The sequence below is a fragment of the Aporhodopirellula aestuarii genome (assembly GCF_023701485.1).
In the GTDB taxonomy this organism is placed as follows: domain Bacteria; phylum Planctomycetota; class Planctomycetia; order Pirellulales; family Pirellulaceae; genus Rhodopirellula; species Rhodopirellula aestuarii.
The window spans coordinates 519,312-544,890 of record NZ_JAMQBK010000060.1 but is presented as its reverse complement, the minus strand read 5'-3'; the positions used below and the strand labels follow the sequence as shown (position 1 = coordinate 544,890).

21 protein-coding genes are annotated in these 25,579 nt (G+C 55.7%); 8 read left to right on the top strand and 13 right to left on the bottom strand.

Annotation, left to right across the window (positions count from 1 at the left end; genetic code table 11):
- Positions 1-121: 121 nt before the first annotated feature.
- The 3 genes from NB063_RS22620 to NB063_RS22610 all read right to left on the bottom strand — a co-directional run bounded on the left by NB063_RS22620 (position 122) and on the right by NB063_RS22610 (position 5,419).
- The gene (locus NB063_RS22620; RefSeq protein WP_250931161.1) at positions 122-1,597 is read right to left on the bottom strand and encodes a DUF1501 domain-containing protein; all 1,476 of its coding nucleotides are present in this window, start codon (positions 1,595-1,597) and stop codon (positions 122-124) included.
- A gap of 74 nt (positions 1,598-1,671) precedes the next feature.
- The gene (locus NB063_RS22615; RefSeq protein WP_250931160.1) at positions 1,672-4,656 is read right to left on the bottom strand and encodes a PSD1 and planctomycete cytochrome C domain-containing protein; all 2,985 of its coding nucleotides are present in this window, start codon (positions 4,654-4,656) and stop codon (positions 1,672-1,674) included.
- Between the two features lie 202 nt (positions 4,657-4,858).
- The gene (locus tag NB063_RS22610; protein WP_250931159.1) at positions 4,859-5,419 is read right to left on the bottom strand and encodes a hypothetical protein; all 561 of its coding nucleotides are present in this window, start codon (positions 5,417-5,419) and stop codon (positions 4,859-4,861) included.
- Between the two features lie 449 nt (positions 5,420-5,868).
- On the opposite strand from NB063_RS22610, the gene NB063_RS22605 reads away from it, so the two are divergent.
- Positions 5,869-7,803 (top strand): autotransporter family protein, encoded by a 1,935-nt coding sequence (locus NB063_RS22605; RefSeq protein WP_250931158.1) that lies wholly within the window; start codon positions 5,869-5,871, stop codon positions 7,801-7,803.
- 144 nt (positions 7,804-7,947) lie between these two features.
- Here NB063_RS22605 and NB063_RS22600 read toward each other — a convergent pair whose 3' ends face one another.
- Both NB063_RS22600 and NB063_RS22595 read right to left on the bottom strand, forming a co-directional pair.
- A complete protein-coding gene (locus NB063_RS22600; RefSeq protein ID WP_250931157.1) occupies positions 7,948-8,316 on the bottom strand; it encodes a helix-turn-helix domain-containing transcriptional regulator in 369 nt (122 codons plus the stop codon).
- Positions 8,294-8,680 carry a type II toxin-antitoxin system RelE/ParE family toxin gene (locus NB063_RS22595; RefSeq protein ID WP_250931156.1) on the bottom strand — a complete coding sequence of 129 codons (387 nt, stop codon included), beginning with the start codon at positions 8,678-8,680 and terminating at the stop codon, positions 8,294-8,296. Before NB063_RS22595 ends, NB063_RS22600 begins: the two co-directional genes overlap by 23 nt.
- Positions 8,681-9,023: 343 nt before the next feature.
- Between NB063_RS22595 and NB063_RS22590 the strand changes: the two genes are divergently transcribed.
- Positions 9,024-10,796 carry a deiodinase-like protein gene (locus tag NB063_RS22590; protein WP_250931155.1) on the top strand — a complete coding sequence of 591 codons (1,773 nt, stop codon included), beginning with the start codon at positions 9,024-9,026 and terminating at the stop codon, positions 10,794-10,796.
- A 183-nt stretch (positions 10,797-10,979) separates the two neighbouring features.
- On the top strand, positions 10,980-12,092 hold the full coding sequence (locus tag NB063_RS22585; protein WP_250931154.1) for a hypothetical protein: 1,113 nt from the start codon (positions 10,980-10,982) through the stop codon (positions 12,090-12,092).
- 49 nt (positions 12,093-12,141) lie between these two features.
- Here the strand turns inward: NB063_RS22585 and NB063_RS22580 are convergent, their stop codons facing one another.
- Positions 12,142-12,600, bottom strand: coding sequence for a nucleoside deaminase (locus NB063_RS22580; protein WP_250931153.1), 459 nt, complete (start codon positions 12,598-12,600; stop codon positions 12,142-12,144).
- A 98-nt stretch (positions 12,601-12,698) separates the two neighbouring features.
- On the opposite strand from NB063_RS22580, the gene NB063_RS22575 reads away from it, so the two are divergent.
- The gene (locus NB063_RS22575) at positions 12,699-13,670 is read left to right on the top strand and encodes an alpha/beta hydrolase (protein ID WP_250931152.1); all 972 of its coding nucleotides are present in this window, start codon (positions 12,699-12,701) and stop codon (positions 13,668-13,670) included.
- A 42-nt stretch (positions 13,671-13,712) separates the two neighbouring features.
- Here NB063_RS22575 and NB063_RS22570 read toward each other — a convergent pair whose 3' ends face one another.
- The 3 genes from NB063_RS22570 to galE all read right to left on the bottom strand — a co-directional run bounded on the left by NB063_RS22570 (position 13,713) and on the right by galE (position 16,604).
- Complete coding sequence (locus NB063_RS22570) at positions 13,713-14,435, bottom strand: YebC/PmpR family DNA-binding transcriptional regulator (protein ID WP_250931151.1); 723 nt, start codon at positions 14,433-14,435, stop codon at positions 13,713-13,715.
- Between the two features lie 132 nt (positions 14,436-14,567).
- Positions 14,568-15,362 (bottom strand): hypothetical protein, encoded by a 795-nt coding sequence (locus NB063_RS22565; protein ID WP_250931150.1) that lies wholly within the window; start codon positions 15,360-15,362, stop codon positions 14,568-14,570.
- Positions 15,363-15,590: 228 nt separating this feature from the next.
- The gene (gene galE, locus NB063_RS22560) at positions 15,591-16,604 is read right to left on the bottom strand and encodes a UDP-glucose 4-epimerase GalE (protein WP_250931149.1); all 1,014 of its coding nucleotides are present in this window, start codon (positions 16,602-16,604) and stop codon (positions 15,591-15,593) included.
- A 303-nt stretch (positions 16,605-16,907) separates the two neighbouring features.
- On the opposite strand from galE, the gene NB063_RS22555 reads away from it, so the two are divergent.
- Both NB063_RS22555 and NB063_RS22550 read left to right on the top strand, forming a co-directional pair.
- Positions 16,908-17,423: a hypothetical protein gene (locus NB063_RS22555; RefSeq protein WP_250931148.1), complete on the top strand. Its 516-nt coding sequence runs from the start codon at positions 16,908-16,910 to the stop codon at positions 17,421-17,423.
- A gap of 359 nt (positions 17,424-17,782) precedes the next feature.
- Complete coding sequence (locus tag NB063_RS22550) at positions 17,783-18,658, top strand: GAF domain-containing protein (protein WP_250931147.1); 876 nt, start codon at positions 17,783-17,785, stop codon at positions 18,656-18,658.
- Positions 18,659-18,761: 103 nt separating this feature from the next.
- On the opposite strand, the gene NB063_RS22545 is transcribed toward NB063_RS22550, so the two are convergent.
- The 4 genes from NB063_RS22545 to NB063_RS22530 all read right to left on the bottom strand — a co-directional run bounded on the left by NB063_RS22545 (position 18,762) and on the right by NB063_RS22530 (position 23,628).
- Positions 18,762-19,859 (bottom strand): type III polyketide synthase, encoded by a 1,098-nt coding sequence (locus tag NB063_RS22545; protein WP_250931146.1) that lies wholly within the window; start codon positions 19,857-19,859, stop codon positions 18,762-18,764.
- Between the two features lie 188 nt (positions 19,860-20,047).
- Positions 20,048-21,448, bottom strand: a complete 1,401-nt coding sequence (locus NB063_RS22540; RefSeq protein WP_250931145.1) for an FAD-dependent monooxygenase — start codon at positions 21,446-21,448, stop codon at positions 20,048-20,050.
- Positions 21,445-22,206 carry a methyltransferase domain-containing protein gene (locus tag NB063_RS22535; protein ID WP_250931144.1) on the bottom strand — a complete coding sequence of 254 codons (762 nt, stop codon included), beginning with the start codon at positions 22,204-22,206 and terminating at the stop codon, positions 21,445-21,447. Before NB063_RS22535 ends, NB063_RS22540 begins: the two co-directional genes overlap by 4 nt.
- Positions 22,207-22,248: 42 nt before the next feature.
- The gene (locus NB063_RS22530) at positions 22,249-23,628 is read right to left on the bottom strand and encodes a prolipoprotein diacylglyceryl transferase (RefSeq protein WP_250931143.1); all 1,380 of its coding nucleotides are present in this window, start codon (positions 23,626-23,628) and stop codon (positions 22,249-22,251) included.
- A gap of 281 nt (positions 23,629-23,909) precedes the next feature.
- On the opposite strand from NB063_RS22530, the gene NB063_RS22525 reads away from it, so the two are divergent.
- Positions 23,910-24,113 (top strand): hypothetical protein, encoded by a 204-nt coding sequence (locus NB063_RS22525; RefSeq protein ID WP_250931142.1) that lies wholly within the window; start codon positions 23,910-23,912, stop codon positions 24,111-24,113.
- Between the two features lie 312 nt (positions 24,114-24,425).
- A complete protein-coding gene (locus NB063_RS22520) occupies positions 24,426-25,505 on the top strand; it encodes an Mrp/NBP35 family ATP-binding protein (protein WP_250931141.1) in 1,080 nt (359 codons plus the stop codon).
- The last annotated feature ends 74 nt before the right edge of the window (positions 25,506-25,579 follow it).

Below are 25,579 nucleotides of genomic sequence, written 5' to 3'. Positions count from 1 at the left end.
GTGGCCGAACGCTGCGCGGTCGTGATCTTAAACTGCCGAGAGCAGAAGGTGACAAACAAATCACCGACCGCGGAGCGTGCGGCTACGATCAATCGATGCTTGAGAGGACGGATCTCTCAACTCAGACAAGAAGGTCGTGGATGATTTTCGCTTCGTTAGAGGGACCGATCAGACGTTGGTTCAATCCCTGGCTAAGGAAACTCAAACGGTAGGGATCCAATCCCATCGCATGTAATACCGTGGCTTGGAAATCCCTCACGTGCACCGGATTCTCAGCAACTTTGAAGCCGAGCTCATCGGTCGCTCCGTAGACCATCCCTCGTTTGAAACCGCCGCCTGCCACCCATACGCTAAAACAATCGGGGTGATGGTCACGACCCAAGAACTTCATCGTTCCGTTGCGGGCTTCGACCATGGGTGTTCGACCAAACTCACCGCCAAAGATAACAAGCGTGTCGTCTAACAACCCGCGCTGCTTCAGATCGGTCAACAATGCCCCAATCGGCTTGTCCGCTTGCGTACACTTCATCGGAAACTGAGTCTCCATGTCGTCGTATTTCGCTGTGCCGTGGATGTCCCATCCCCAATCAAATAGCTGCACAAACCGCACGCCTTGTTCGACTAACCGTCGCGCCAATAAACAGTTGTTGGCGAACGAGGCTTTGCCTGGTTCCGCTCCATAGGATTCCAACGTCGCCTTGGATTCTCGATTGATGTCCATGACTTCTGGAACGGACGTCTGCATCCGGAACGCCAGTTCGTATTGTTCGATTCGAGTCAGCGTTTCAGGATCGCGGAAAATTTCATGCTCTTGGCGATTCAATTCATTGAGCGCATCCAAACTCGCCCGTCGAATGCCACTGGGCATCCCCTCTGGGTTACTGACGAAGAGGATTGGATCACCTTCACTGCGACATTGGACGCCCTGAAAGACGCTCGGCAAAACACCGTTCCCCCACAAGCTCTTCCCACCCGAAGGCATGTTGCCACCCGACACCATGACAATGAATCCAGGTAAATTATCGCTTTCACTTCCCAGCCCATACGTCGCCCACGATCCAAACGAGGATCCACCGAACTGGGACGACCCCGTGTGCAATAACAACTGCGCCGGAGCGTGGTTGAACTGATCGGTGTGCATCGATCGGATCAAGCACAAATCGTCGGCATGTTCGCCAATGTGAGGAATCTTCTCACCCAACAGCGTTCCCGACTGTCCGTAATGTTTGAACGGATAGACGGGACCAAGTAATTTGGGTTTCCCTTTGATGAACGCAAACATCTTGCCTTCGATCAGCTCATCAGGACAAGGCTCGAGATGATGCTTTTGCAATTCGGGCTTGAAGTCGAATAGCTCGTGCTGGGGCGGCGAACCAGCCATGTGCAAATAGATGACATGCTTGGCCGGTTTGGCGTACTTTCCGCTGAAGCTAGAGTTTTCGATCGATGTCGATGCCGACACCGTCGGTGAAGTCAACAACCCTGCGCCGATTGCCCCCAGTCCTACGGAGCAATTTGCCAAGAAATGTCGTCGAGTTTGCAGGCGGGCGGACGCTAGTCGTAACTGAGCTTCCGGAGTGAGACGGTTGGGAGTCATGTCGGTTCGTAAAGAAAACGGTTAGTTACCAAAACAGGAATAACACAGCGAGATTGCGAGAAGATCGCGCCGGATCAATTGTTCAAGACAGCGTCGAGATTCAAGATGACGTTGGCGACAACGGTCATCGATGCCTGACGAATCAGGTCTTCGTTTTGCTCTTCGTTGAGCGTTTTCACATCAACGGATTGTCCCACAAATTCAGCCGCGTCCGATAAATTTCCCTGGTAACGCTGTTGGCACTGAAGGTAAAGCTCGGCCAACACGTCGACTTGTTCCTCGGGTGCTTCGTCGATAAAGAGGGCGCGACATAGTCCGAAACGCACCATTTCGTCCAAATCGTTTAGCTTCGAATTGCTGATGCTGTCCGATTTTTTCACGCTCTCGGACTGAGACGTCTGAGCCAGCATCAAATTTGCCAATCCACGAGCGGCCTCGATGAAAGTCACATCGTTGAGCGTCATGAAGGATTGCAACGGGGTATTCGTTCGCAAGCGTCTCAGACTACACACGTCACGAGAAGACATATCGAAGGTTTCAAATAGCGGGTGGGGGGCACTGCGTTTCAGATACGTGTAGATGGCACGCCGATAGCGATCTTCTCCCGTGCTTTCCTGCCACGTCATCCCACCTGTGAACGCGTTGACGACCCGCTTGATTGGACTCGGTGGATACACGGGAGGACCGAACAGCTTGTCGGACATCAAACCGGCAACCGACAATGCCTGATCACGAACCACTTCCGCCTGCAATCGGATCCGTGGTCCACGTGACAAGAACCGGTTTCGCGGATCGATTTCTAGTGCGTCAGCGTTTGCGATCTGAGATTGTTGATACGATTCCGACATGACGATCGTCTTGAGCAATCGCCGCACGTCCCAGCCTTCCTTCTGAAACTGCACCGCGAGGAAATCGAGCAATTGTGGATGAGAGGGAGGTGTCCCTTGGGTACCAAAGTCCTCCTCGGTTTCAACCAAACCGACCCCGATCAACCGAGCCCAATATCGGTTCACCGCCACGCGAGCGGTCAGCGGATTGGAAGCGTCAAAGATCCATTTCGCGAGTCCGAGGCGGTTGTTTTCAAAGTCGTCGGATTGAGACACGAAAGCATCCGGTAATTTCGCAGCAACCTTCTCGCCATGGCTGAGGTAATTCCCACCCAACATCACAAAGGTTTCACGTTTCTTATCGATGGGCATCTCTTCCATGACAGGGACACGGACTCGTTCGGCAGCGATCGTCTCCCACTTTCGCAGTTCAATCCGATCGGCATCCAAGTCGCCATTTCGGTACCGCTCCGCAGCGTTTTCAACATCCGTGGTCGAGATGCGAAAGCATCCCATGTTGAGCTGGACCCACGGTGAATCATGTCGTAGCGAGACGGTAAAGCTTGTGGCGACTGCTCCGTCGAGCGGTTCGGCGAGTTCGAAGACCGCCTCGTGATGGCCGGTGTATCCGGTCACGGGATGACGTACCGCCCAACCCTGGTTACGAAGCCCGCTTTCAACACTTTCTTTAATCGCCGTTCGAGGATGATGATTGGGCTGATGAAAGTCGGCTTCGGCGTCCTTGAAAGAAACTTTCCCGTCAACGCCGTTTTGATGCTTCGTCAACCAAATTTGTGAAAGGATGAACCCGCCATCACCACTGCGGCCAACTTTCCCGTCATGCTTGAGGTGCGGAATTGCTTCTAACCGTATCGCGCGGACGGATTGTCCCGGTGGCAATTCAAACGTCGCCTCATACGTTTCGTAAGAAGGGTTATTTCCGGTAGCGAGAATGCTGTTGTCGTCCAATCGCTCGAGCGTTGACCCCGACTGACCTTTCAATTCGCTTGGCTGACGCGACGTCCAAATGATCGGTTGAGAGGCAACAGCGTCGCGAAGAGCGGGCAACTTCCTTTCGAGCGTTTTGGCAAGTTCTAAATCGCGACGTGGCGGAACGGGTAATTTCGGATGTTCGTCACGCCGATCAGCATCGAGGCTTTGATTAAAATAATCGAGCAACTGGTAATACTCGGCATGACTAATCGGATCGTACTTATGGGAGTGACATTCGGCGCATCGAATAGTTATCCCCATCCACGTATTGAGGGTCGTACTCAATCGGTCTTTGATCGCGACGGTGCGAAACTCTTCATCGTTGGTGCCACCCTCGTTGTTGGACAACGTATTACGATGAAAAGCGGTAGCAAGTTTTTGATCGATGGTGGCGTCGGGCAAAAGATCACCCGCGATCATTTCGATGGACATCTCTCTGTAGGATTTGTTCTCCAATATTGAAGCGATTAGCCAGTCTCGCCAGGGCCACATGTCTCGATGCTCGTCACCAGAATAGCCAACCGTGTCCGCGTATCGGGCAAGGTCCAACCACATTGCGGCCCAGTGCTCCGCAAAGGCGGGTGTTTGCATCAGTTGATCAGCCAGGTCGGCGAATCGGTCCGCCGTTGGAACCGTTAGGTATTGCTGAATTGCGGATTGGATCGGTTGCGGGTGCGCGACTGGGGGCAAACCCGTCAAGTCCAACGACAATCGCCGAACGAGTGCATGCGGCTTCGCCCGATCGTTTCGGCTGAGCCCTACCGAGGTGAGTTTTTGATCGATCCAGTAGTCCACGACGCGGTGATCTGCGGTCCGAATTTCGCTTGGGACGTCAGCAATTTGGGGCACTCGAAACGACCAGTGCGTTTCGTAATCCGCCCCCTGTTTGATCCACGTGCGAAGCGTTTCCGCGTCCGTCTTCGATAATCGTTCGGCGTGGTCCGACGGAGGCATCCGTATGTCATCATCGTCCGTCAAAATGCGAACCAAGATCTCACTGGCGTCGGGATCGCCAGGCACAACGGCCGCGTACCCACCAAAGTCTTCGGTTGCTCCTTCGAACGTATCCAGACGCAGGCCGGCTTGACGATCGTCTTCGTCAGGGCCGTGACAGGCGATGCAGTGACGCGACAGAATCGGTCGCACCTGTTCGTTGAAGCTGATCTTTTCCCCATTTGATACTGCCGTGCTGAACAAGCCCAGCAGTACTGATAGGTAACAACTCAGTCGATGCTGCATTGGAATTGATCCGCCTAAAATCCACTATCCGAACGAAAACTCGAGAGCGGAAAGTGTAATTGAGAGTGCAGACCGAATCTTGCATCCAGCTAACAACGCTGTGTAAAAACAGAGCCCGACACGAGCAACTTCACAACGAAAAACCAACGCAACGCCACCGACACTTCTATAGAGATCGCAGCCAAACAAGCACACGACTCATTCAGAGCATCGGGCCAACGGAGTCGAGGAAGTCGGCCGTTTGGGGCGAATCAATCAAACTCGGCGAACCTTCGGCGATGATTTGGTAAAGGCGTTGTCCGTCGAAGAGGACGCGGCGTCGAATCACGAGGTTCTTCCCGTCACGGGTTCTGCTGCCGAGTATCCGAAAGACAAAGTCCTTACCTTTGGCGCCATTTTGCGTCATCGGTTTCGAACTGGATGGCTGCCCGAACGCTTTGATGAATTGTTCCTCGGCTAGCTCGACCATGGATGCGCCGTATTGGTCGAGCAGCTCTTCGTCATCCAATTTGATCGGAACCGGTACCCGCACGCGGACCTCGAATTTTCCGCCATCCATTTCCACCGTCGAGCGATACTCGGTGTCCAGCAGTGTTTTGCCCGGGATGGTCTGATTGGTCACACCGGCAGGCATCAACGCGTCGAACCGGGCTGTTTGGTTTGTGAACGATTGTAACTTCAGTTCCTCGGCCGACGCGGTGGATGCCAAAAGAAGCGACGTTGCTACGACTGCTAGTGGAAGCGAGGAAAAGAGACGGTTCATCGTTCGTACTCGTTCTTAGATGCGGAAGCGTTCCATAACTCGCGGGCCCAACGCCCACTCTTCCATCAATCAAGATTTCGCGTCACCAACGGCCAAAAAATTTCAATGGCCATTCTTGGCCACGTGCCATGCCCACTCGAAGCTGGGCAAAATTCAAATTGCAAAGGATTTAGATCACTGGTTTGCCACGACCGTCTCACACAACGGCGACATCTGCGGACTGGAATTCAGTCGCCTCTGAATGCGGAGCAAATCCGATAGGGTTCGCTCCTGACGAGCCCGTGCAATTGCGGCCGGCTCGCGAAATTGCCAACTTGAAAAACTTTGCGGCTCGTAACGAATGTCCCGTTCACGCTTACGCAATATGCTCAAACTGAGCACTGCTGCGTGCCCTCAAATCCCACAAGAGGCCGATAAGTCTTTTCACCACTACCCAAGGAATCATCGGCATGAAGAGCACGACACGTCAAATCAGTCTCCGAAAAAGCGTCATACGTCGCGGACTTAATCGTAAGACGCTTCGGTCATTACTGGCGGCACTGGTTGTCGCATGCAGCTACGGCACCTCCCAGGCTGCAGACATCGAAGTGACCAATCTCAACGATGCCGGAGCGGGTTCACTTCGGGAAGCGATCGAAAACGCGGCCGCAGGTGACCGCATCGTTTTCGATATTCCCGGCGGCGGGACGATTACACTCGCGTCCGACCTCCCCGAGATCACCGATAGTCTTTCGTTCACCAATGTAAATATTAGCTCCATCATCATTGACCATGACGTTCACAGCCCGCTTTCGATAACCGGTGGCGTTGTCAACTTCGGCGAACTTCAAGTTATCGGTACGGGAACAAATATTGAATTGTCTCCAGCGGCGACGTTGATTGGAGACGGAGAGCAACTTACTGCGGATATCGCGGTAAGCGGGACAATCGCCCCAGGAAGTAGTGAAACCGCTGGGGTGATTGGCAATTTGATTATCACTGGGCAATTAGATGCCACCGACTCAACGATCCAGGTGGACGTCATGGGCGGCGCCCCGACGTCCCATGACTTGATCGATGTTACCGGAGAAGCAATCGTTACCGACGCGACGCTTACACCCAATTTCGTCGGTTCCGATTATTCGGCAGGTGATTCATTCACGGTCATCACCGCATCAACCGGTGTGACAGGTACGCTCGCCAATTCGACAAATGTGTTTCAGTTGCCATCGAACCCTTTTTTGGAAGCCTCGATCAACGCGATGGCTAACGACGTCGCATTCCAGATCCAAGACAACGGACTCACTTTCGCGGAAGTACTAGAGGGTTGTAACCAAATCGCGACGGCAGCTGAATTGGATCGGTTAACAGGAGTTGGAACTGTTGATCAAGTCGCAGTAATTACCGCACTACGAAACGGATCGGGCGACAACGTGGATGGCGCCATCGGCCAATTGTCTGGAACGATCTATCCATCACTCGTCGATGGAGAAATCAATCAGATCCAAAACAACGTGCACGCAATACGTGACCGAGTATTGCTGCAACGAGATGACCTCGTCGCGAGTGGACATTGGTCGCCGTGGGTTCGTGGCTTTGGAATGTCACTCAGCACGAACGTCGATGATTGCTTGACGGAAGGTTATCGCCAAGAAGTCGGCGGCGTGGAAATCGGCACCGGAATCTTGACACAATCTGGGCTGGGAATGCATGGATTCGCGCAATTTGGATCGGCGAACACGACAATGCGAGGCCTCGATCAAGAGGCTGAATCGAGCTCGTACCGCTTCGGCGGATCTGTCCAATACCTTGGCGAATTTGCCTACGCCATGGCAATGGGCGGATTTGGTTTTCAAGACCATGAGGTTGAACGATCCATGTCGGCGTTCACGACCGGTGCGATTGCGGAGAGCGATATTGATGGAACAGACCAATTCGTATCGTTAGAGCTAGGAACTGCCCGATCGGTCGCAAACTCTCTTTGGTTGTCATTCATCTCTTTGCAAGGGATCCGAGTAGAGCTCGATTCGGCGGAAGAATCCGGCCTTTCTGACTTTGATCTTTTGGTGCGTGGGATAGAGGACGATTCTTTACGAAGCATGATTGGTTTATCGCTCGCACGGACCAACGAAACCGCACTCGGTCTCGCAACGAGTCAGGTCCGAGTTGGGTGGCTGCACGAATTCCTCGATCAACAACGCGCCGTTCAAACCGCGATCGAAGGGGCGAGTCCCGAGTTCTACAATCTGCGAAGTACCGCGACCGGTCGCGATTGGATTTCGGTTGGTGCCCAGTTGGACTGGGGCTTTTTTTTGGGCGGGCAATTCACCCTGGCATATCAAGGCAATCTCAACAGCCAATCCGCCTTTCAAAGCGGCCTGATCGGAACCCGCTGGCATTGGTAACCTCGATAAAAGAGACCAAGCGTTTACGATTTCGCGCAGTGTAGCGTCATGACCAAACTCCTATCATGACTTGCATCAGGACTTACATACCAATGACCGGTGCTCGGGTAAAGTCGATTGCCGACGCATTCATGTTGCACCTGCTCATGCTGTCTGACGGGAACTTGAAGCCTTCCGTTTACGCTCAGATGTCACGTGAGGATTGATCTCAAGCGTGATGCCTTCGTTCTGCTGACAGAACTTGAGGATTTCAAACACGTTATTCATCCGGGGGTTACCGCCATCGCTGAGCATTCTCATCAGCGACTTTGGATCGCGGTCACCCCCCAAGCCCTCGGCCAAACCGCGAAAGCCAATTGTTGCGTTGACATAGTTCCGCAAAATGGATTTACCAATTTCAACGTCGCCTTCCAAAAGGGATGTAACTGCCTCGACGATCAACGCTCGACGAAACGCAGGGTCTTTATCCGCTCTCGTCTTCACGGTGTCCTTAAATTCTCTTGTGAGTGCCATGTCTGGTCCCCTTTTTGTCACGTTCTACTTTTGCTTTCTCTAATTCTCGTTTGCGACGTTTGTACTCTTTCCAAAGTCGTTTCGCTTCGGCGATGTCGTTTCGTTGTGATTTCTTGTTGCCACCAGTGAGAAGAAGGACGAGCGAGTCCCCGTCTTTACCGTAATACACGCGGTATCCAGGACCGTAATCAATTTTGTACTCTGATACTCCCTCGCCCACTGACTTCGTGTTGCCCACATGTCCGGCGGAAAGTTTCTGCACGGCTTTTGTAATCTTCGCCGCGACTGTCGCATCGGCGTTGTCGAACCACTCTCTAAAGTGGGATCGATCGTTTTGGTCGATGTATTCCCTCACCTCTGTCATGGCAAGTTCCTAGATTGACATCGTTTCGTGGTTTGCACCGCATTGGAAGCTCCGTCTAAAAAATACTGTTGACTCGGCGCGCTGCACGAGTTGCGTCTCTCACTTTGCCTCCACAACACACAGTAACACATGCGCAACCAATCTGCAAAGCGAATTTTATACGGAGAGATTCGTGAAGTCTTGGGCGCTAAACGCGACAACACGTAGTAGGCCTGCGTGTTCGCAAAATTTTAAAAAACCGAGCCGTTTTATTGGTTTCGGTGTTTAATGAATGAACCGGCGGGGTGTCGTGATGTCGGATTTACTTCAAACAGGGGCGAAACTTTGGGAATGAGGAGTCATCATGCGGCGGTTGAGCACATTCTGCATTTTCTCGCTGGTCGGCATTGTATTGGCCAGTTCCGTGGCCGCTCAGCGAAGCTCTGATCGGATCCGGCGTTGGGACAAGAACAACGATCGCGTTCTGTCTCGGGCCGAGTTTCCGGAACAGGTTCGCAACCGTTTTGACGTCCTGGATACCAACGGAGACGGGAAAGTCACGCAGGCGGAGTTCGACGCCTTTGAGCTGGCTCGTCGAAATCGAACGGACCGACCTGAGACTACCGAGAATCGCCGTTCTGCGTCTGCGTCGCGGCTAAAACCGACGCATGCCAATGTCGCCTACGGAGACCACGAGAAACAGAAATTTGATCTCTGGCTAGCGAAAACCGACAACGGCGAACCCACTCCGCTGGTGATCTACATCCATGGTGGTGGGTTTCGAGGCGGTGATAAATCTGCTGGCAACCAACCGATCGACCAATATCTTGATCAGGGCATTTCGTTCGCTTCGATCAATTATCGGCTCAGTGACGTTGGGACGTACCCGATCATGATGCACGACGCGGCCCGGTGTCTGCAGACGATTCGATCACGCGCCGCAGAGTGGAATCTCGATGCCGATCGCATCGCCTGCTACGGCGGATCGGCAGGAGCCGGCATCTCCTTATGGCTCGCCTTCCATGATGACTTGGCTCAGCCTGACAGCGACGATCCGATTGCTCGGCAGTCGACCCGCATCGTTGCCGCTGGAACTACAGGCGGGCAATCGACATACGACATGCCAACGTTCCGCGAGTGGTTCGGCATTCCGGACTTGCCGCCACACCCCGCGATCTATGCGTTCTATGGCATCGAAGAAGAATCCGACTGGGAAACCGAACGCGTCAAGAAAATGATGATCGATGCCTCACCGATCAACCATTTGACTCGAGACGACCCACCTGTGTTCATGGTCTATGGCAGTGGCAATGTTCCTGTTCATCGTGACTCGAATCCCGGATTGTGGGTGCACCACGCACTGCTGGGTATCAAACTCAAAGAAGCGATGGACAAGCTCGGCATCGAATGCAGCGTCACTTGGAATGGCAATCCCAGCAAACGCTATGACGACATCCACGCCTTCCTGATTGAGAAAGTCCGGGGCGAAAGCGACCGCAAGCCTCAGAGGCGAGACACGAGTGCCAACACTCGGCCGACGTCACGTCAAAGAGGTCGGGTGAAAGCCAGTGGCGAGTTCTACGCACCTCCGGCGATGGAGGAACTCGTTCCATCACCACTGAAAATCGGTGACCGCGCTCCCGATTTCACGCTGCCGCAATCCGACGGCGGTGGACCGATTGCGCTGTCGCAGTTTCAAGGTAAAAAACCTGTCGTGCTGGTGTTCGGCAGCATCACATGCAGTCCATTTCGCGACAAGGTCACGCAGGTCTTCGACATACAACGCAAGTACGCCGACAAGGCCCAGTTTCTGATGGTCTACATCCGCGAGGCGCACCCCGAATCGACAATCATGTTCCCAGGCGAGGGCAGAGAGTCGGTACTCAAAAAGTTCACCCAAACCGATTCGCTCCTCGCTCGAATCCAGAACGCCCAGAGCTGCACGGCGCTGTTGAAGGTGCCGTTTCCGCTGCTCGTCGATGCCGAGGACAACGGAACTCTCGCCGACTACGGAGCGTGGCCAAACAGGCTGGTCGTGGTCAGCAAAGACGGCCGCATCGCCTGGGACAGCGGCCAAGGACCTCGTGGGTTTCAGCCAGGAAAGCTTGAGTCGTGGCTGCAGGATAATCTCCGATAGGAATCCGCTTCGGTTAGTTCGCAGTAACGCGGCAGGATGATTTCCACCCATCGCCGCGTCGTTGTGCCGCGGGCGATGATCACGCTTCTTGAGCGAAATTTTCGTTTTTCGCGCCAACTCGCTGCGCCGCAGGCTCTATGGTGAGTTGTTCCCGATTACGAGTACTTCATCGCAGACAAAACCATGAAAACAAAGAAACATCGCGGCTCGTTTATGCTTCGGTTCATGGTTTTCGGATTCAGTATCGCGGTCGGCGTGCTCACGTTCTGGTTGCTGGGATACATCATCCAAGACATCAATCGCGTGAAGGGGCCAGACTACAACCAGATGCTCGAGGTGGGGCTGCCGCAAACACTGCAGGACGAGCGGGAATCACTCGCGGCGGAGTTGGTTGATCTCAAACAGCAAATCGAATCGACCGAACAACGACGTCGACTGACAGCACAAACCACCAAGGACTCCCAGCAAACCATCAACCAACTCCTCGAGCTTAAACGCAACGCTGACCAGAATGAAACGTCGCTGAGCGAAGATCAACAGCAAGCGTTGACAGATAGCCTGCAACTTTTCCTCAGCAATCAGAGCCAGACGCAGACTCTCAACAGTGAACTGTCGAACCTGAACGACGAGCTAAACGACGTCAAAGAAAAGCAACGTCAAAACGCGGCGGCGATCACCCGTGCCAGCCGGCCGATTGAAGACGAATACGAGGAGTTGTATGAGCAGCATCAATGGAAATTGGCTGCGTACAAGCTAGGGATGTTGATTCCGCTGCTGCTTGTTTGCGGATGGCTTTTCGTTCGCCAGGCGGGTGGGACGTACGCGGTGCTGGTTTATGCTATCAGCGGTGCGGTTGCCTTGCGTGTTCTGCTTGTGATGCACGATCACTTCCCGGCGATCTATTTCAAATACATATTGATCGTGCTCTCGCTTGCGATTGCGACAGGCGTCTTGGTGCGGTTACTGCGTCTGGTAGCGAAACCGAGCCGTGACTGGTTACTGCGTCAGTACAGTGAAGCGTACGCCAACTTCTTCTGTCCGATATGTGACTTCCCGATCCAGCGAGGTCCCTTGAAGTTTGCCGTTTGGACGCGGCGTAGCTTGAAGAAACACACACCCGTCCCGCTCGATGGCTCTACAGCAACACCTGACCAACCCTACACCTGTCCGTGCTGTGAAACCTCACTCTTTCAGACGTGCGAAAAATGTGGCGGCGTGCGACACTCGCTCTTGCCGGCCTGCGAGAAATGCGGTGATGTGCGAGAGAACAACGTGGAGCCCCCTGTTAGTGCGTGAGTGCCGAACAGGGAGCACGCTAGCTGGAAGCCAGCGCTGCGAATTTGCGTTACGGTGCTGAGTTTGATATCGGGAGCCCGATGTCTTCGTTCCACAACGCGGGATGGTTTGCGATGAACTCTTCCATCAACGCGATGCACTGGGGATCGTTGACGATTTCAAGTTCGATGCCGCGGCTTCGGACGTAATCCTCCGGTCCGTGGAACGTTTGATTTTCCCCCACGATGATCTTGGGGATCTTGTAGAGCAACGCCGCACCGCTGCACATGTCACACGGCGAAAGCGTTGAATACAAGATCGACCGCGAGTAGTCCGCTGCGGTAAGACGCCCAGCCCGTTCGAGACAGTCCATTTCGGCATGCAGGATCGGACTTCGCTTTTGGATGCGACGATTGTGTCCGCGACCGACAATTTCACCGTCTATCACCAGGACTGCGCCGATCGGGATGCCATGCTCCTCAAGCCCGATGCGAGCTTCGTCCAAAGCGGCTTTTAAGAACGGGTCCATTCGCAAATTCCGGAATGCTGGGTGATGACATGGCTTCGTTCGCGGCATTGTACAATGACAGGCGATTTCCTCTCATCCCACTTCATAAACACAACGCCATGTTTCGCATCTTCTGCCTGACCACCTGTTTCTACCTTCTTGGTGGCCCCCTTGGTTTTGTAGGCTTCCATGTGGTCGCCGATTCGCCCGACGCGACGGGTCCAAACAAAGTGGACGCAAAAGAGGCATCCAAAAAGAAGGTCAAGAAAAAGCCCGCTCCTTTCGCTTGGGTCAACCCGATACCTGGCAAGTTGCAACACCCGTCACTCAAACACGGAACGTTTCAGAGTCCATCGCTCGGCCAAGAGATCGGCTACGTCATCCTGTTGCCACCGAGCTACTCGGAAGAATCGTCCGAACGATTTCCTGTCGTGTATTACTTGCACGGTGGGCGACCAGGAAGTGAAACGAAATCGCTTTCCCTGGCCCCCATAATCTTTGCGGCGATGGAGTCGCGTCAAGTTCGTGAGATGATCTACGTGTTCGTCAACGGCGGCCCCGTGAGTCATTACAACATTCCAGACGAACCGACCAAGCAAGGTGCGGACGTATTCATCAAAGAGTTGATTCCACATGTGGACGCGACCTACCACACGGTCGCGGATCGTGATCATCGTGGATTGGAAGGGTTCTCGCAGGGAGGTCGTGGCACGATGCGGTTGTCGCTTCGTCACGCCGAGCTATTCTGCAGCGCCGCGGCGGGCGGTGGTGGCTACGAGACGGAACGTAAAATCAGCGAATCGGGCGGACGTGAGTCCGAGACGCTTGTTTTCGCAGAGGGCGACAACACGTGGGATTTGGCGAGAGCCTACGCCGCACAAAAGTCACCTCCAGTTCAATGGCTGATTTATGTCGGAACCAAAGGGTTCAACTACGAGAACAACTTGGCCTACATGAAGTTTCTCGAGTCGCTTGACATTCCGTTCGAGAAACTCATCGTGCCCGATGTGCCCCACTCAGGCTTGCAGATCTACGAAAAGAATGGCCTCGAAGTCATGAAGTTTCATGCGAGAAACTTCGACAACTCGTAGCCCATTGGGTCTCGGTTTTTGGCCGCTGACGATGCAAACGGGTTAGCTCGGCACAATCGCGTTGTGATAGATCTCTTGTACGTCGTCACAGTCGTTGAGCATACCGATAAACTTTTCGAACATCGCGACGTCGTCCGCGGGAATCTCGGTGCTCGTTTGCGGGATAAACGAAATTTCATCGACATTGAGCGACGTCTCGGGATACGCTTCGAGAATCGCTTGCTTGGCTTTGGCGTACTCGGTGGTCGGAGCGAAAACGAGAATCTGATCATCTTGGCTTTCCACATCCGTCACATCCACATCCGCCATCAGCAACGCTTCGAGCACTTCGTCGACGGAAGGTCCATTGAAGGCGAACACCGCGAGATGATCGAACGAGTGAGACACGGAACCGGGCGCGCCGAATTTCGAACCGGTCTTTGAAAAGCAGTTTTTGACATCGGTGATCGTACGCATGTTGTTGTCGGTCAAACAATCAATGATGACCGCACAACCACCAGGGCCGAAGCCTTCGTATCGGGCGGGAACGTAATCTTCACCACCGACTCCTCTCGCTTTTTCGAGTGCCCGTTCGATCACGTGCGCGGGCACCTGATCTCGCTTGGCTTTTTCGATCAAGGCACGCAGCGACGAGTTGTTGACGGGGTCGGCACCGCTGTTTTTAGCCATCACATAGATCTGTTTTCCGTACTTGGAATAGACCTTCGTCTTTTGGCCAGCCGTTTTGGCCATCGACACCTTACGAACTTCAAAACTTCTTCCCATCGCGTATGACTCGTGCTGGATTGAAATGGTTTGGATTGAAATGAGAGCAATGATCGCTGTACCAGCGTATCTTTCGAAAGATCAACGTGGCAGTCCCCCCGGTGACGCGTGGGAACTCGCCGTGAACGCCGATTAGGTTGAGGGGTCGATCAGAAGCCGCCCTTGACCGCCTTCTCGTTTGGATTGCTCTTCGCAAAACAGGCGAATCGTCCCGTGCTGGGCGGCGTTCGCCCGGAGCGACCACATCGCGGCGCCTTTGTTGGCCACATGCACCCGCTGCTCGTCATTCATTTCTTGAAAGACCCGCGTGCAGGCTTGGTTTTGGTCCTTCAACCCAAACCACAACAGAATATCGACATCGCCGGGTGACATCACTTTCCATGGCCCATCGGTTCGCCCCAGAGCAATGCCGACACTGGCCAATTCCATCAGTTCGTTATCGTCGAACTCCATCGGCGGTCCGTCGTCACCGGAGAGCAATGAATCGATCAATGGTCTCGCCAAGTCGTCTCGGTCGAGCACCGCCACCACCTTTTCAATCGGTTGGGTCGAGCCGGTTACCAGAAACTCACTCCAACACAAATCCATTTCGCCTGGCGAAGCGATTTCCTGGGGCAAGTATTCCGCGTTTCGAATCCCTTCGGGCGGATCGAGAATCAGACCCAGCGCCGATCGCTCCATATCGTTCGCCTCGGGCAACTGCTGCATCAAGAAGTCACGCACTTCCGGGTACACCTCTGCGATGCGAACGAACATCATCATGATCGTCGGATTTTTCGCCGGGAGTTGATGCCGCACCGCATACCGGATTGCCGACCAAACCGATTCTGAATCCACGCGGCGATAGATGCCGCTGGTCGTTTGAGCGAAATGTTCAGCGTCAGGGTCGACGGTGGTTTCGGGTGAATCGGTTCGGTGGTCGGTCATCAGACAAATTTATGTGGGGGATAAAATGGGGACGCATCGCCAACGAGCCTGCTCATCAGCCCTCTGCACCAGAGAAGTTGACGACCGAACATGAAACCTCAATCGTGAGCCTGCGTGAGGAAGGCTAATGCGACAAGCGGCTTACAAGATTGAATCGATGCATGGCTACCTCCAGCCCGATGGGACGGTTCGGGAACTGCGGAGAAACCAACAGATCACGCGGCCGTGTTATTTGCCAAACCCGTTCGGGTTTTGAGACTGCCAACGCCATGTATCGGCACACATGTCGTCGACGGTGCGGGTGGCTTTCCAACCGAGTTCTTTCTCGGCAAAACTCGGATCGGCGTAGCAGGAGGCGACGTCGCCGGGACGACGATCAACGATCTTGGTAGGAATTTTCTTGCCGCTCGCTTTTTCGAACGCCGCAACCATTTCGAGAACGCTGCAGCCGTTACCGGTGCCGAGGTTGTACGTCACGACTCCGGGATTGCTGGTCAGCTTGTCGACCGCCCGAACGTGCCCGACGGCGAGGTCGACAACATGGATGTAGTCCCGAACACCGGTTCCGTCGACGGTTGGGTAGTCATTACCGAAGACCGAAAGTTCAGGGCGACGTCCCACGGCTACTTGAGCAACAAACGGCATCAAATTGTTTGGGATTCCGCTCGGGTCTTCGCCGATCCGCCCGCTGCTGTGAGCCCCGACCGGGTTGAAGTAGCGCAACAATGCGATGTTCCAATCGTTATCGCTGACGTAGAGGTCGCGGAAGATTTCTTCCAACATCAACTTTGTTCGTCCGTAGGGGTTGGTCGCGGACAGTGGGAAGTCTTCGGTGATCGGAACGGTATGCGGATCGCCATAGACCGTGGCTGACGAACTGAAGACGAGATTCTTCACACCGTGTTTGATCATCACCTCACAAAGGTTGAGGCTGCCGGTGATGTTGTTGCTGTAATAACGAAGTGGAATCTGGACGGATTCTCCGACCGCCTTGAGGCCGGCGAAATGAATCACCGAATCGATGCCCGCGTCGGTGAACACTTTGTCGAGCGCGTCGAAATCGAGTAAATCAACTTTGTGGAACTCAGCGTTTTTCCCGGTCAATTCCGCGACTCGGCGAAGTGACTCTTCGCTGCTGTTGTCGAGGTTATCGACGACAACCACTTCGTGGCCCTCGTTGAGGAGTTCGAGGACGGTGTGACTGCCGATGTAGCCGGCCCCGCCGGTGACGAGAATTTTCATAGAAAACAGCTGGGTTGAAGTGATGTTTTGGGGTCGCGGATAGGTTATTCGCAACAGCGGAGACTGACAATCGTTCCTAGCGAGCGCGCCGGATTGCCGCCTCCGGCTGCGATTGGGGGCGTGCCCTCAGCCGGACCCTCCGCTGGATCTCGTTGCGTAGGTCGCTCTCGGCGAGTTTGAATTATCGAGAAATTCCCTGTCCGCTTGCGGGGCGACAATTGCATTGAGTGGTAGACACGGGCCGACGCCGACTGCAAACGCCCAACCGCCCGACACAAACGCACTGAAAAAGAGCCGCCTCCGATGAAAATGACACTCGCCCTTCTGACCGGAACCATCGTTTTAGCCACCGCTTCGTCTGTCATGGCTTGTGGCGGAAGCCAAGGGTATTACTCGCAAGGCTATGCACCTACTTACAACCACTCGGCGACCTACAACCAAGCAGCGACCTACGGACACACGACGACGTACAGCCACGGTTATGGAGCCAGCTACGGTTACCATCACGCCCCAGCGCCGGTTCACACCCCCGCTCCAACCCAATCGGCCCAACCCAACCGTCAACTGATCCAAACGCCGAGCGTTCCCGCAGCGACACCGACTCCCGCACCTGTTGCGGACGCAGATTCATCGAATCTCGTCGCGCCCCCCGCCCCGCAGCCCGATTCCGACGCCGTCTTCGCACCGACGTCGGCTGCTGCTCCGGTAGCCGCGCCGGCGAATGCCGAGGCGACCCGAGCCGACAACCTCGAAAAGGCGGTCTCGTCGCTCGACACACAAACTCTGCTGAAATTCTCCGGCCTCCAAGACCTGCTGTAAGCGGCGATTTTCGCGAAACCACCGCTACCGATCCGCGTGGGTTCACGATCCGGAGCGTCAGGGGACATGATTTCCGAACGCGTGCCGGGTCCGTTTCGCACCGAATGGTTCGTTTTCGATGTCGGATATCCCAGGATTGACCGTCCTTGCCAGCTCCATTCAAAGGACTTTCGGAACGCTTTTCGGGGCCGCCACCACGGAAAGTCCGCTATTTCCGACCTTTTCTGCCGCATAGATCCGTGTATTTTGCTTGACGAATGCCCTCGATCTCAAAATCTAATCTAGAGTTTCCTACGCAAGATGGGGGGTGCACAGTCAGGCTCCTCTTGCGAACTCAAGAATAATCATGAGGGGCAAAAATGACGATCAAACACCGCGTCAATCCGGCGGTCCAGTACATGTGTGGGCTCGCAGACAAAATCTCACAGGGTGCGGGACTCGGGGAGACGCTCAATTACATCTACGACGCATTTCGGGACATCATTCCCTACGACCGCATCGGATATGCGGAAGTCGATGAGTACTGCACGACCGCAACCTCACGCTGGGCCCGTTCGGAAGGATCGACGCATCTAGGCACTGGCTATTCGGCCAAACTTGCGAAGTCCTCGTTGTCGTTGGTCATCACTCATCGCAAATGTCGGATCCTCAACGATCTTCCTGCGTATCTCAAAAACCATCCGAATTCCACTTCCACCACGTTGATCGTCGACGAGGGCATTCGCTCCTCGTTAACCTGTCCCCTGTTCGCGGGCGGCATCCCGACAGGATTCCTGTTCTTAAGCAGCCAGAAACCTGATTGCTATAGCGACGAGCATGCTCGATTGCTGCGAGAAGTTGCCGGACAAATATCCGTCTCGCTCCTGGCGTCCGAGCTCCTTGAACTGTGCGATGACGATGTGGACAAGGCCAAAAAGTCATCAGTGGGGATCGGTCCGAGCGTCCTGCTGCGACGGATTCGACGCGTTCCCTGGCAAGAGCGGTATGTTGAAGAAGAATATGTGGCAGCGCCTCACCGCGCCCACGAGGTCGGTCCCGTTGGCAATTACGCGTCTGTGTCGCTACCCATTTCGTCGCTGACGCCAAACATGGTTGTCGCGAAGTCCATCCGACGTTCCGATGGAATGCTGCTTCTTTCGGCCGGGTCTCAGCTCACCGACAAATGGATCGCCCGGCTAACAACGATGTACGATAGCGGCGAAATCCAAGACTGGAGGATTCCGGTACAACACTGAGCACCGGAGTGAATACGAAGCTCGGCCGCGAACGCCATTCGAGGACGTCGCGTCGATCGCGGCGTGGCGAAAACCGCAGCGACTGGCAAGTCATCGAGCCTTTCTACCGCACCAACGCAACTTCGACCTCAAGCCCTGGTCCAAACCCGAGTATCAACCAGGGACGCGGGACACCGGTCGACTCGAACCTTTCGAGTACCACGCCGAGTGTGGCGGAGGACATGTTTCCATGTTCTCGCAGCACGCTCCGTGACACATCGAGCTTCGCCGGATCGAGATCGATCGCGGTCTCAACGGCTTGCAAGATTCGGACACCTCCCGGATGCACAGCCCATCCACCGATCGAGTCAAACGTTTCGTTGTTCTTTGCCAACCAACCTTGGAGGTATTCCTTCAGGTTGGATTCGACGAGCCCTGGCACGCAGGCCTCAAGTGTCATTCGGAAACCGTGATCGCCGATCGTCCACGTCATCGCATCTCGGCTGTTGGGAATCAGATACGAACCCGTCGCGGCGATCGATGCGATGGGAGTTGTGTCGGCCGCAGGCTGGCAATCGGCCCCGACGACAATGAGAGCAGCGGCTCCGTCGGCAAATAAGGCCCCCGATACGATCCGCTGGACATCGTACCCGTACTGATAGTGCAGCGAACACAACTCGACGCAGCAAATCAGCACGCAGGCTTCTGGATCGGCGGCCACTAATCCGCGTGCGGTGCGCATCGCGTTGATTAGCGCGTGACAGCCCATGAATCCGATTTGGATTCGCTGAGTCGTTGCGGGGAGGCCGAGTTGTTCGATCAACTCGATGTCGACTCCGGGCGCGTTGAACCCGGTGCAGGTCACCGTGACGAGGTGAGTGACTTGGGTCGCCTCGCAGCCGCTCTTTCGGATCGCTTCGGCGGCGGCGCGGCATGCCAGCGGCGGAGCATCAGCGGCAAACCGGTCATTCCGATCTTGAGTGGATGGCCCCTGCGGATCATCTTGCATCGGCGGATAAAACGTCTGCGTCAATTCGCCTGCGGTAGGCTCCTCAAGCAACACGCTGCCGCGGGAATCGACACCGGTCCGTCGATACAACTTGGCGACCTTTCCCGCTTCGTCATCGCTACGACACGACATGCGTTGGGCGTGGAACGTCGACATCTCCAAACTCGCTTGGAGCGGTGGAAGAGCCGATGCGACTGAGAAGATGCGAGCCATGATGTTTCTTCAGATCCGTTGAGTTGAGACTGTTTCAATTCACACCACTGATGAGTCGTCGTGCAGGGTGCGTGCCCATTCGTTGTCGACGGGGTGCTCAAAGGCGTGCAGACGAAAGCGGCATTAAAGTCTGGGCATCGACGCGATGACACGCGTTCGAATCATTTGTCGAGGGAACGAGAACGTTGCTACGGAGCCAGTTCGAAAGCTCGGGTGGGTTTAAATGAGGGACCGGCGGCGAGACCACGAGTAATCGGGCTGGCGAGCCAAGGCGCGAACCGGAGACCCGATAGGGCAGCACCGCGAATCACCGATGATCGCATCGCACGGGTGACGCTTCCGCAAAGGATGCGCCGTTTTGGCTGGAGCGACTGCAACTTATTGGCCCACCGCGCGGCAAAATCGGCTCGCGACGATTGTTCTTGCCAAAGGTCCGCGACGGCGAGACCACTCTCGATGCCCCACGTCATGCCTTCACCGGTCATCGGCTCGACATAGCCGGCACAGTCCCCGATTGCGACAACACGCCCCTCGCCCGGTTGTCGCTGGCGCCGCAGCGGCGGAGCGGTCATCAGGTCCGCCCGATCGTGGAGCCACGTGACGAGTCGGTCATTCATCGTTACCGTCCATTGCGGATGACTTTGCAGCAAGCGGGCAAGCCGGTTCGTCGTGCTGCACGACTGGGGTTCGTCGATTGCAAGCGTTTCGACCAATCCTCCGCGGCGCTGCCGCTCTGATCGAAGTGCCGCCGCGATGTCGATGTCGTTGTTAGGCAATCGCACCAAACCGACGTATCCTTCGTCGCCACAGACCATCTGAATCTCGCCACGAGGTAAATCCCAAGATTGCGACAGCGGATCCGCGGCAGCGAGGTGCGCGGCGATGCCGAGCGGCCCATGGGGAGATTCGATCCATGGCAATTGCCAACGACGCGACGTGGACGCTCCCACCGCATCATGACTCTTAGTCGCACGCTGATTGCGTCCCGAATACACACCGGTTAATCCCGCCGCCACGACGACGAGATCGAATTCGTCGGTGTACCGCCACGCGTCCTGCTCTGATGATCCCGCGCTGAGTCTCGCGGTATCCGAAGCCGGTTCAGACTCCCGATCCCTGGGGACATTCCGATAGCGAACCGAGACGCCATCAAGGTCCGTTGACACCACTTGGGCCTCACACGGCTGCCAAACCCGGACGCCCGCCTGAATCGCCTGATCGACTAGAAACGTATCGAGCACCGATCGAGAGACGGCGACTCCGTGAGCAATCGGTAAACGTATCGGCGACGCGCACGCAAGTGGGCTCGACGAGGTTGAATCAACCTTACCAGTTTGCATATACGCGACAAACGTGTGGGTCGGCGTGCCGAGATCGCGGACGGCGTCTCCGAGCCCGATCGCATCGAGTGCTCGCAGTCCGGCGGCACCCAAACAACAGCCGCAAATCTTTTCACGCGGAAACGTGGCACGCTCGACCATCGTCACGTCGTGACCATGATGAACGAAGCGTATTGCCGCGGCGTTGCCCGCGACGCCCGCACCGATCACGAGTACCCGTGAGGGTTGTTGATGCGACGCGGCGATCATGAACCGGCGCCGACAACGACAGGGGCATATCCATTAACCGTTTCGGCCGCGCACTGCTGATCAATTACGGCGAGAAAGCGACACGGGAACGACGTTTTTACCGGCACCGAAAACCCCAGGGCTTGGTGCAACAATGTCGCGAACTCACCCCGGGTGTAAGCAGCCCGAACGCTCGCCGAAGCATCGAAATGCACGACATCACTGCGGGTCACTAAGCGTGCCGAAGCGGCGACCAACCCGAGATTCATTCGTGACCGTTCCAAGTCACAAATCACGATGGCTCGATCACTGACACGCCACATTTCCTGGATCAACTTCGAAACATCCGGCGGATCGAGATGATGCATGAACAACGAGCAAGTGACGACGTCAAAACCGTTGGGCAATCCATCACGCAGGCAATCGCGACAGACCGTGCCGAGTTCAACGCCAGCGGCGGAGGCGGCTTCCGAAGCGGTTTGCATGGCCAATTCGCTCCGGTCGAGCGCCGTGACCGCGAGGGGGATGCCACGAAGACGGGCCATTTTCAACCAATCAATCGGCAAATCGCCACTGCCGCTGGCGACGTCGAGGACCCGCAACGGCCTCTTGTCCGAAGCCGATGCGGCGGCAAGCCGCGCGAGCTGGCGAAACATCGCGAGCGAAACACCGCTGATCCGATTGAGGCGGCGAAGCCCAGCTAAAGCAGCGCGATGTCGATCCGTCGATAGATCGGGGGCATCCATCTTTTCTTCGACACGGCAGCGGGGAAACACCATCGATTTCGATCTTAAGTCAAAGGTTGCTAATTCTCGGAGTCTCTAATTTTCATTTGCGACCGGTGGAGTGGTCCGAAACCGCATCGCCAGTGCGATCACGCAGATGATGATCACGACCAGACTGACCCACTGGGAAATCGAAAGCGAGGTCCCGAATTGTCCCGCTTCGTCTACCCGAACCCATTCCAGCACGATTCGCAAAAGTGCGTAGGCGATGAATCCGCATAACATCAGAATACCGTCCTTGTGCCTTCCTGAGGCGTGCAGGATTCGTTCCAAAACCAATAAGACGACAAACATTACCGCAGCCATCGCCGAACTGATGATCTGAGTCGCCCACACCGGATTGGCACGCGGAGGTAACTCGTCGGGCGAAATCCGTGCCACCAACTCTCCATCCCGGATCACCGCCAGGCCCGGCAGCGCATCTTCGGCGGGAATCTCGGACGGAGCAAGATTCACAAAACCCGAATCCAATATGAACGACAACGTTTGTCCGGGCGCAATACCGGCCTGATCGGCGAGGCTTCCCGGCTCGACCGATTTTACCGTCCACGCTTTGTTCTGGCGGAGCTGTTTGCCTTCGGTGGCAGCGGTGGCGTCAGGCGTGTTCTCGTCGACGACCGGTTGGGCGGTCAGCCCGATCAGCGTGCCGCTCAGCAACTGATCCACGTAAACGTTACTACTGGGTGGAAATTGAACCGACAACGGATTCGGCTCGCAGGCACCGCCATAGCAACACCCGTTCATCAAACATCCCAGTCGGCCAAAGAACAGGCCCACGAAGATACACGGCACAATCACGTCGCCGAGCTTCCAGAGCGGTTGGCGATGCCGGGTGACCACCCACGCCGAGGCAAGGAATCCTCCGATGAAGCCGCCATAGACGACGAGTCCGCCCTGAGTCATCGCGGCCATCGCGGTGATCGTTTCCACCCACGTCGGACGCAAAAAATCATTGAAATATTGAATCACATAGAACGTTCGGGCACCGAGCAGCCCGCCGATAAACGTCCAAGGGGCGAGCCGGAAAATCACGTCCGAACCCAATCCCGCTCGCTGGGCACGCCACGCGGCCAAAGAAACGGAACTGATCGCCGCCAGCATCAAAAACATCCCGTATCCGCGAATCGGCAATCCCACCGGGTCTCCGTCGAGGTTCGCAAGCTCCAAGCGAGGCAATACAAAAATGATGATCAGCCCCAAAAACGCCCACAAACCGCCTTCGTGCATGAGCACATAGCCCGGCGTCGCAGTCCGAGCGTCGTCCGTGGCAAACTCGGAGCCTACGCGAGCGGGACGAACCGCCGCCCAAGCCAGCCTGACCAAGATATAGAGCACTAAACCGGCCAGCAGCCATCCGACCCCAAAAAAGGGAATGCCGGCGATTTCGTGTGGAATTAGGAAAAGCGTTCGACGCATGAGGATCGTAGGGCGCGAAAAGGGGGCGATTTGTGGAATCGTGAAGCAATTCACTCAGCAAACCAATGTCGCACGCCCGATACGCCACGAATAGTCGAGTTTTTTTGCTCCAGTCGCTACAACCGGCCTCTAGCGCGAAAGAAATACACGTTAGATTGGCGATTTCACGTAGGCTTGGGAAACTCTGGGCCTCGCAAGTATACTGGCGCTTCACCAGTGATTATCCTTGGTCGCTCAGGCCAAACGCTTTCCTTCTTGTCTGCTTTACGAGGTTTCGATTCATGCCCAAGGCGCTCTGTCTGCTCAGCCTTGTGGCGTCGATTCTCTTGCTCGTGCTCTTTGGCGCGGACCTAGTGATGGGTTTCGCGGGCATGCAAGACGCCGCTCCAATGCAGGCGACCAGCATGATGATGGATTTGGCGTTTCTGATTTTTGCGGGCCTGCTCGCTTACCTGAGCTTCTCGACATACCGCGAACAACGCTAACGTCGTTTTTCGCGTCATCTCTCGACGCATGGGCTGCCCGGGATCCAAATTCCCGTCCCGCCTCCCTTATTCTGCGTTCGATGCGATCTCGGCCACTCACCGGCTCGGCATGATTCCGCCCTCGTCCCTTTTCGCCCCCGCGATTCAGAGTAACAGCGACGGGATTCGATTCGTCCGCACGCCACTAAAAACCGCTCCAGGTCGTCGCGGGTTTGGCGTCGCAGAGCTACTAAAAATCGGTCGACGTTGGTAGGCTGGGACGCTTGTTGCCCGGGGCCCACCCCACGCTTTCCCTTTTTATTGACGACCGAGATGACATCCTCCACCTCCGACGCCATTGGCGAATTACTCGCTGCGTATCCCGACCCCGAATCCGGCCGACCACTCGGATCGATGGGCCAAATCCAAAATGTCGAGGTGGATGGCGACAATGTGTCCGTGCGCATCGGCGTGACGTCGCATTGCCAGCCGATTGCCGATGAGGTTGCCGACGCGATCCGCGACAAGATTTTGTCGATCGCCCCGGGAATGAAAATCACGGTCGAAACACCCGTGCACGAGCGTCCCCCGGCACGGATCGGCCAGATCGGCCTGCGTGCCAAGAGCGTCATCCTCGTCGGCAGCGGCAAGGGCGGCGTGGGTAAGAGCACGGTCGCCGCGTCGGTCGCCCTCACGCTGCAGCGACTCGGTGCCAAAGTCGGATTAATGGACGCGGACGTTTACGGCCCCAGCATCCCGCATCTGCTCGGCTTGGAAGGTCGTCCCTCCGTTTCGGAACAGAAAAAAATTGAACCGATCCGTCTGAACAACCAGATGCCGGTCATGTCGATGGGCTTTTTGCTTGAGCCCGACCAGGCGGTGATTTGGCGTGGTCCGATGCTGCACGGTTCGATCACCCAGTTCCTCAAAGACACCGATTGGGGCGAACTGGATTATCTCGTCATCGACATGCCACCAGGAACCGGCGACGTTGCCCTGACGCTCTCGCAAAACGTACCGGTGACGGGAGCGGTCGTGGTTTGCACGCCGCAGGAAGTGGCACTTCTCGATGCGATCAAAGCGATCAGCATGTTCAAGAAGGTCAACATTCCTATCGCCGGAATGGTCGAGAACATGAGCGGATTCCTCTGTCCCGATTGCGGCAAGACCTACGACATCTTCGGCAGCGGCGGGGCACGTGACAAAGCGGAGGAACTCGGTGTGGCCTATCTCGGCGGGTTGCCGATCGACATAACGCTGCGAGTGGCTGGAGATGAAGGGAAACTAGCTGACGTGCTCGATCAAGACGAGCGAGCGAGAGCGCCGTTTGAAAAGATCGTCCGAGCACTCGTTCGCAATCTCGCCGCGAAAGCTGCCGCAGCTCCGCCCAAAGCGGCGTTACCGACGCTGTGATCTCATCCAACGGTGCGAAACCGTTGGATCAATAGTGCCCCCCGGGGTCATCACTCTCCGTTACCGGTCCGAAG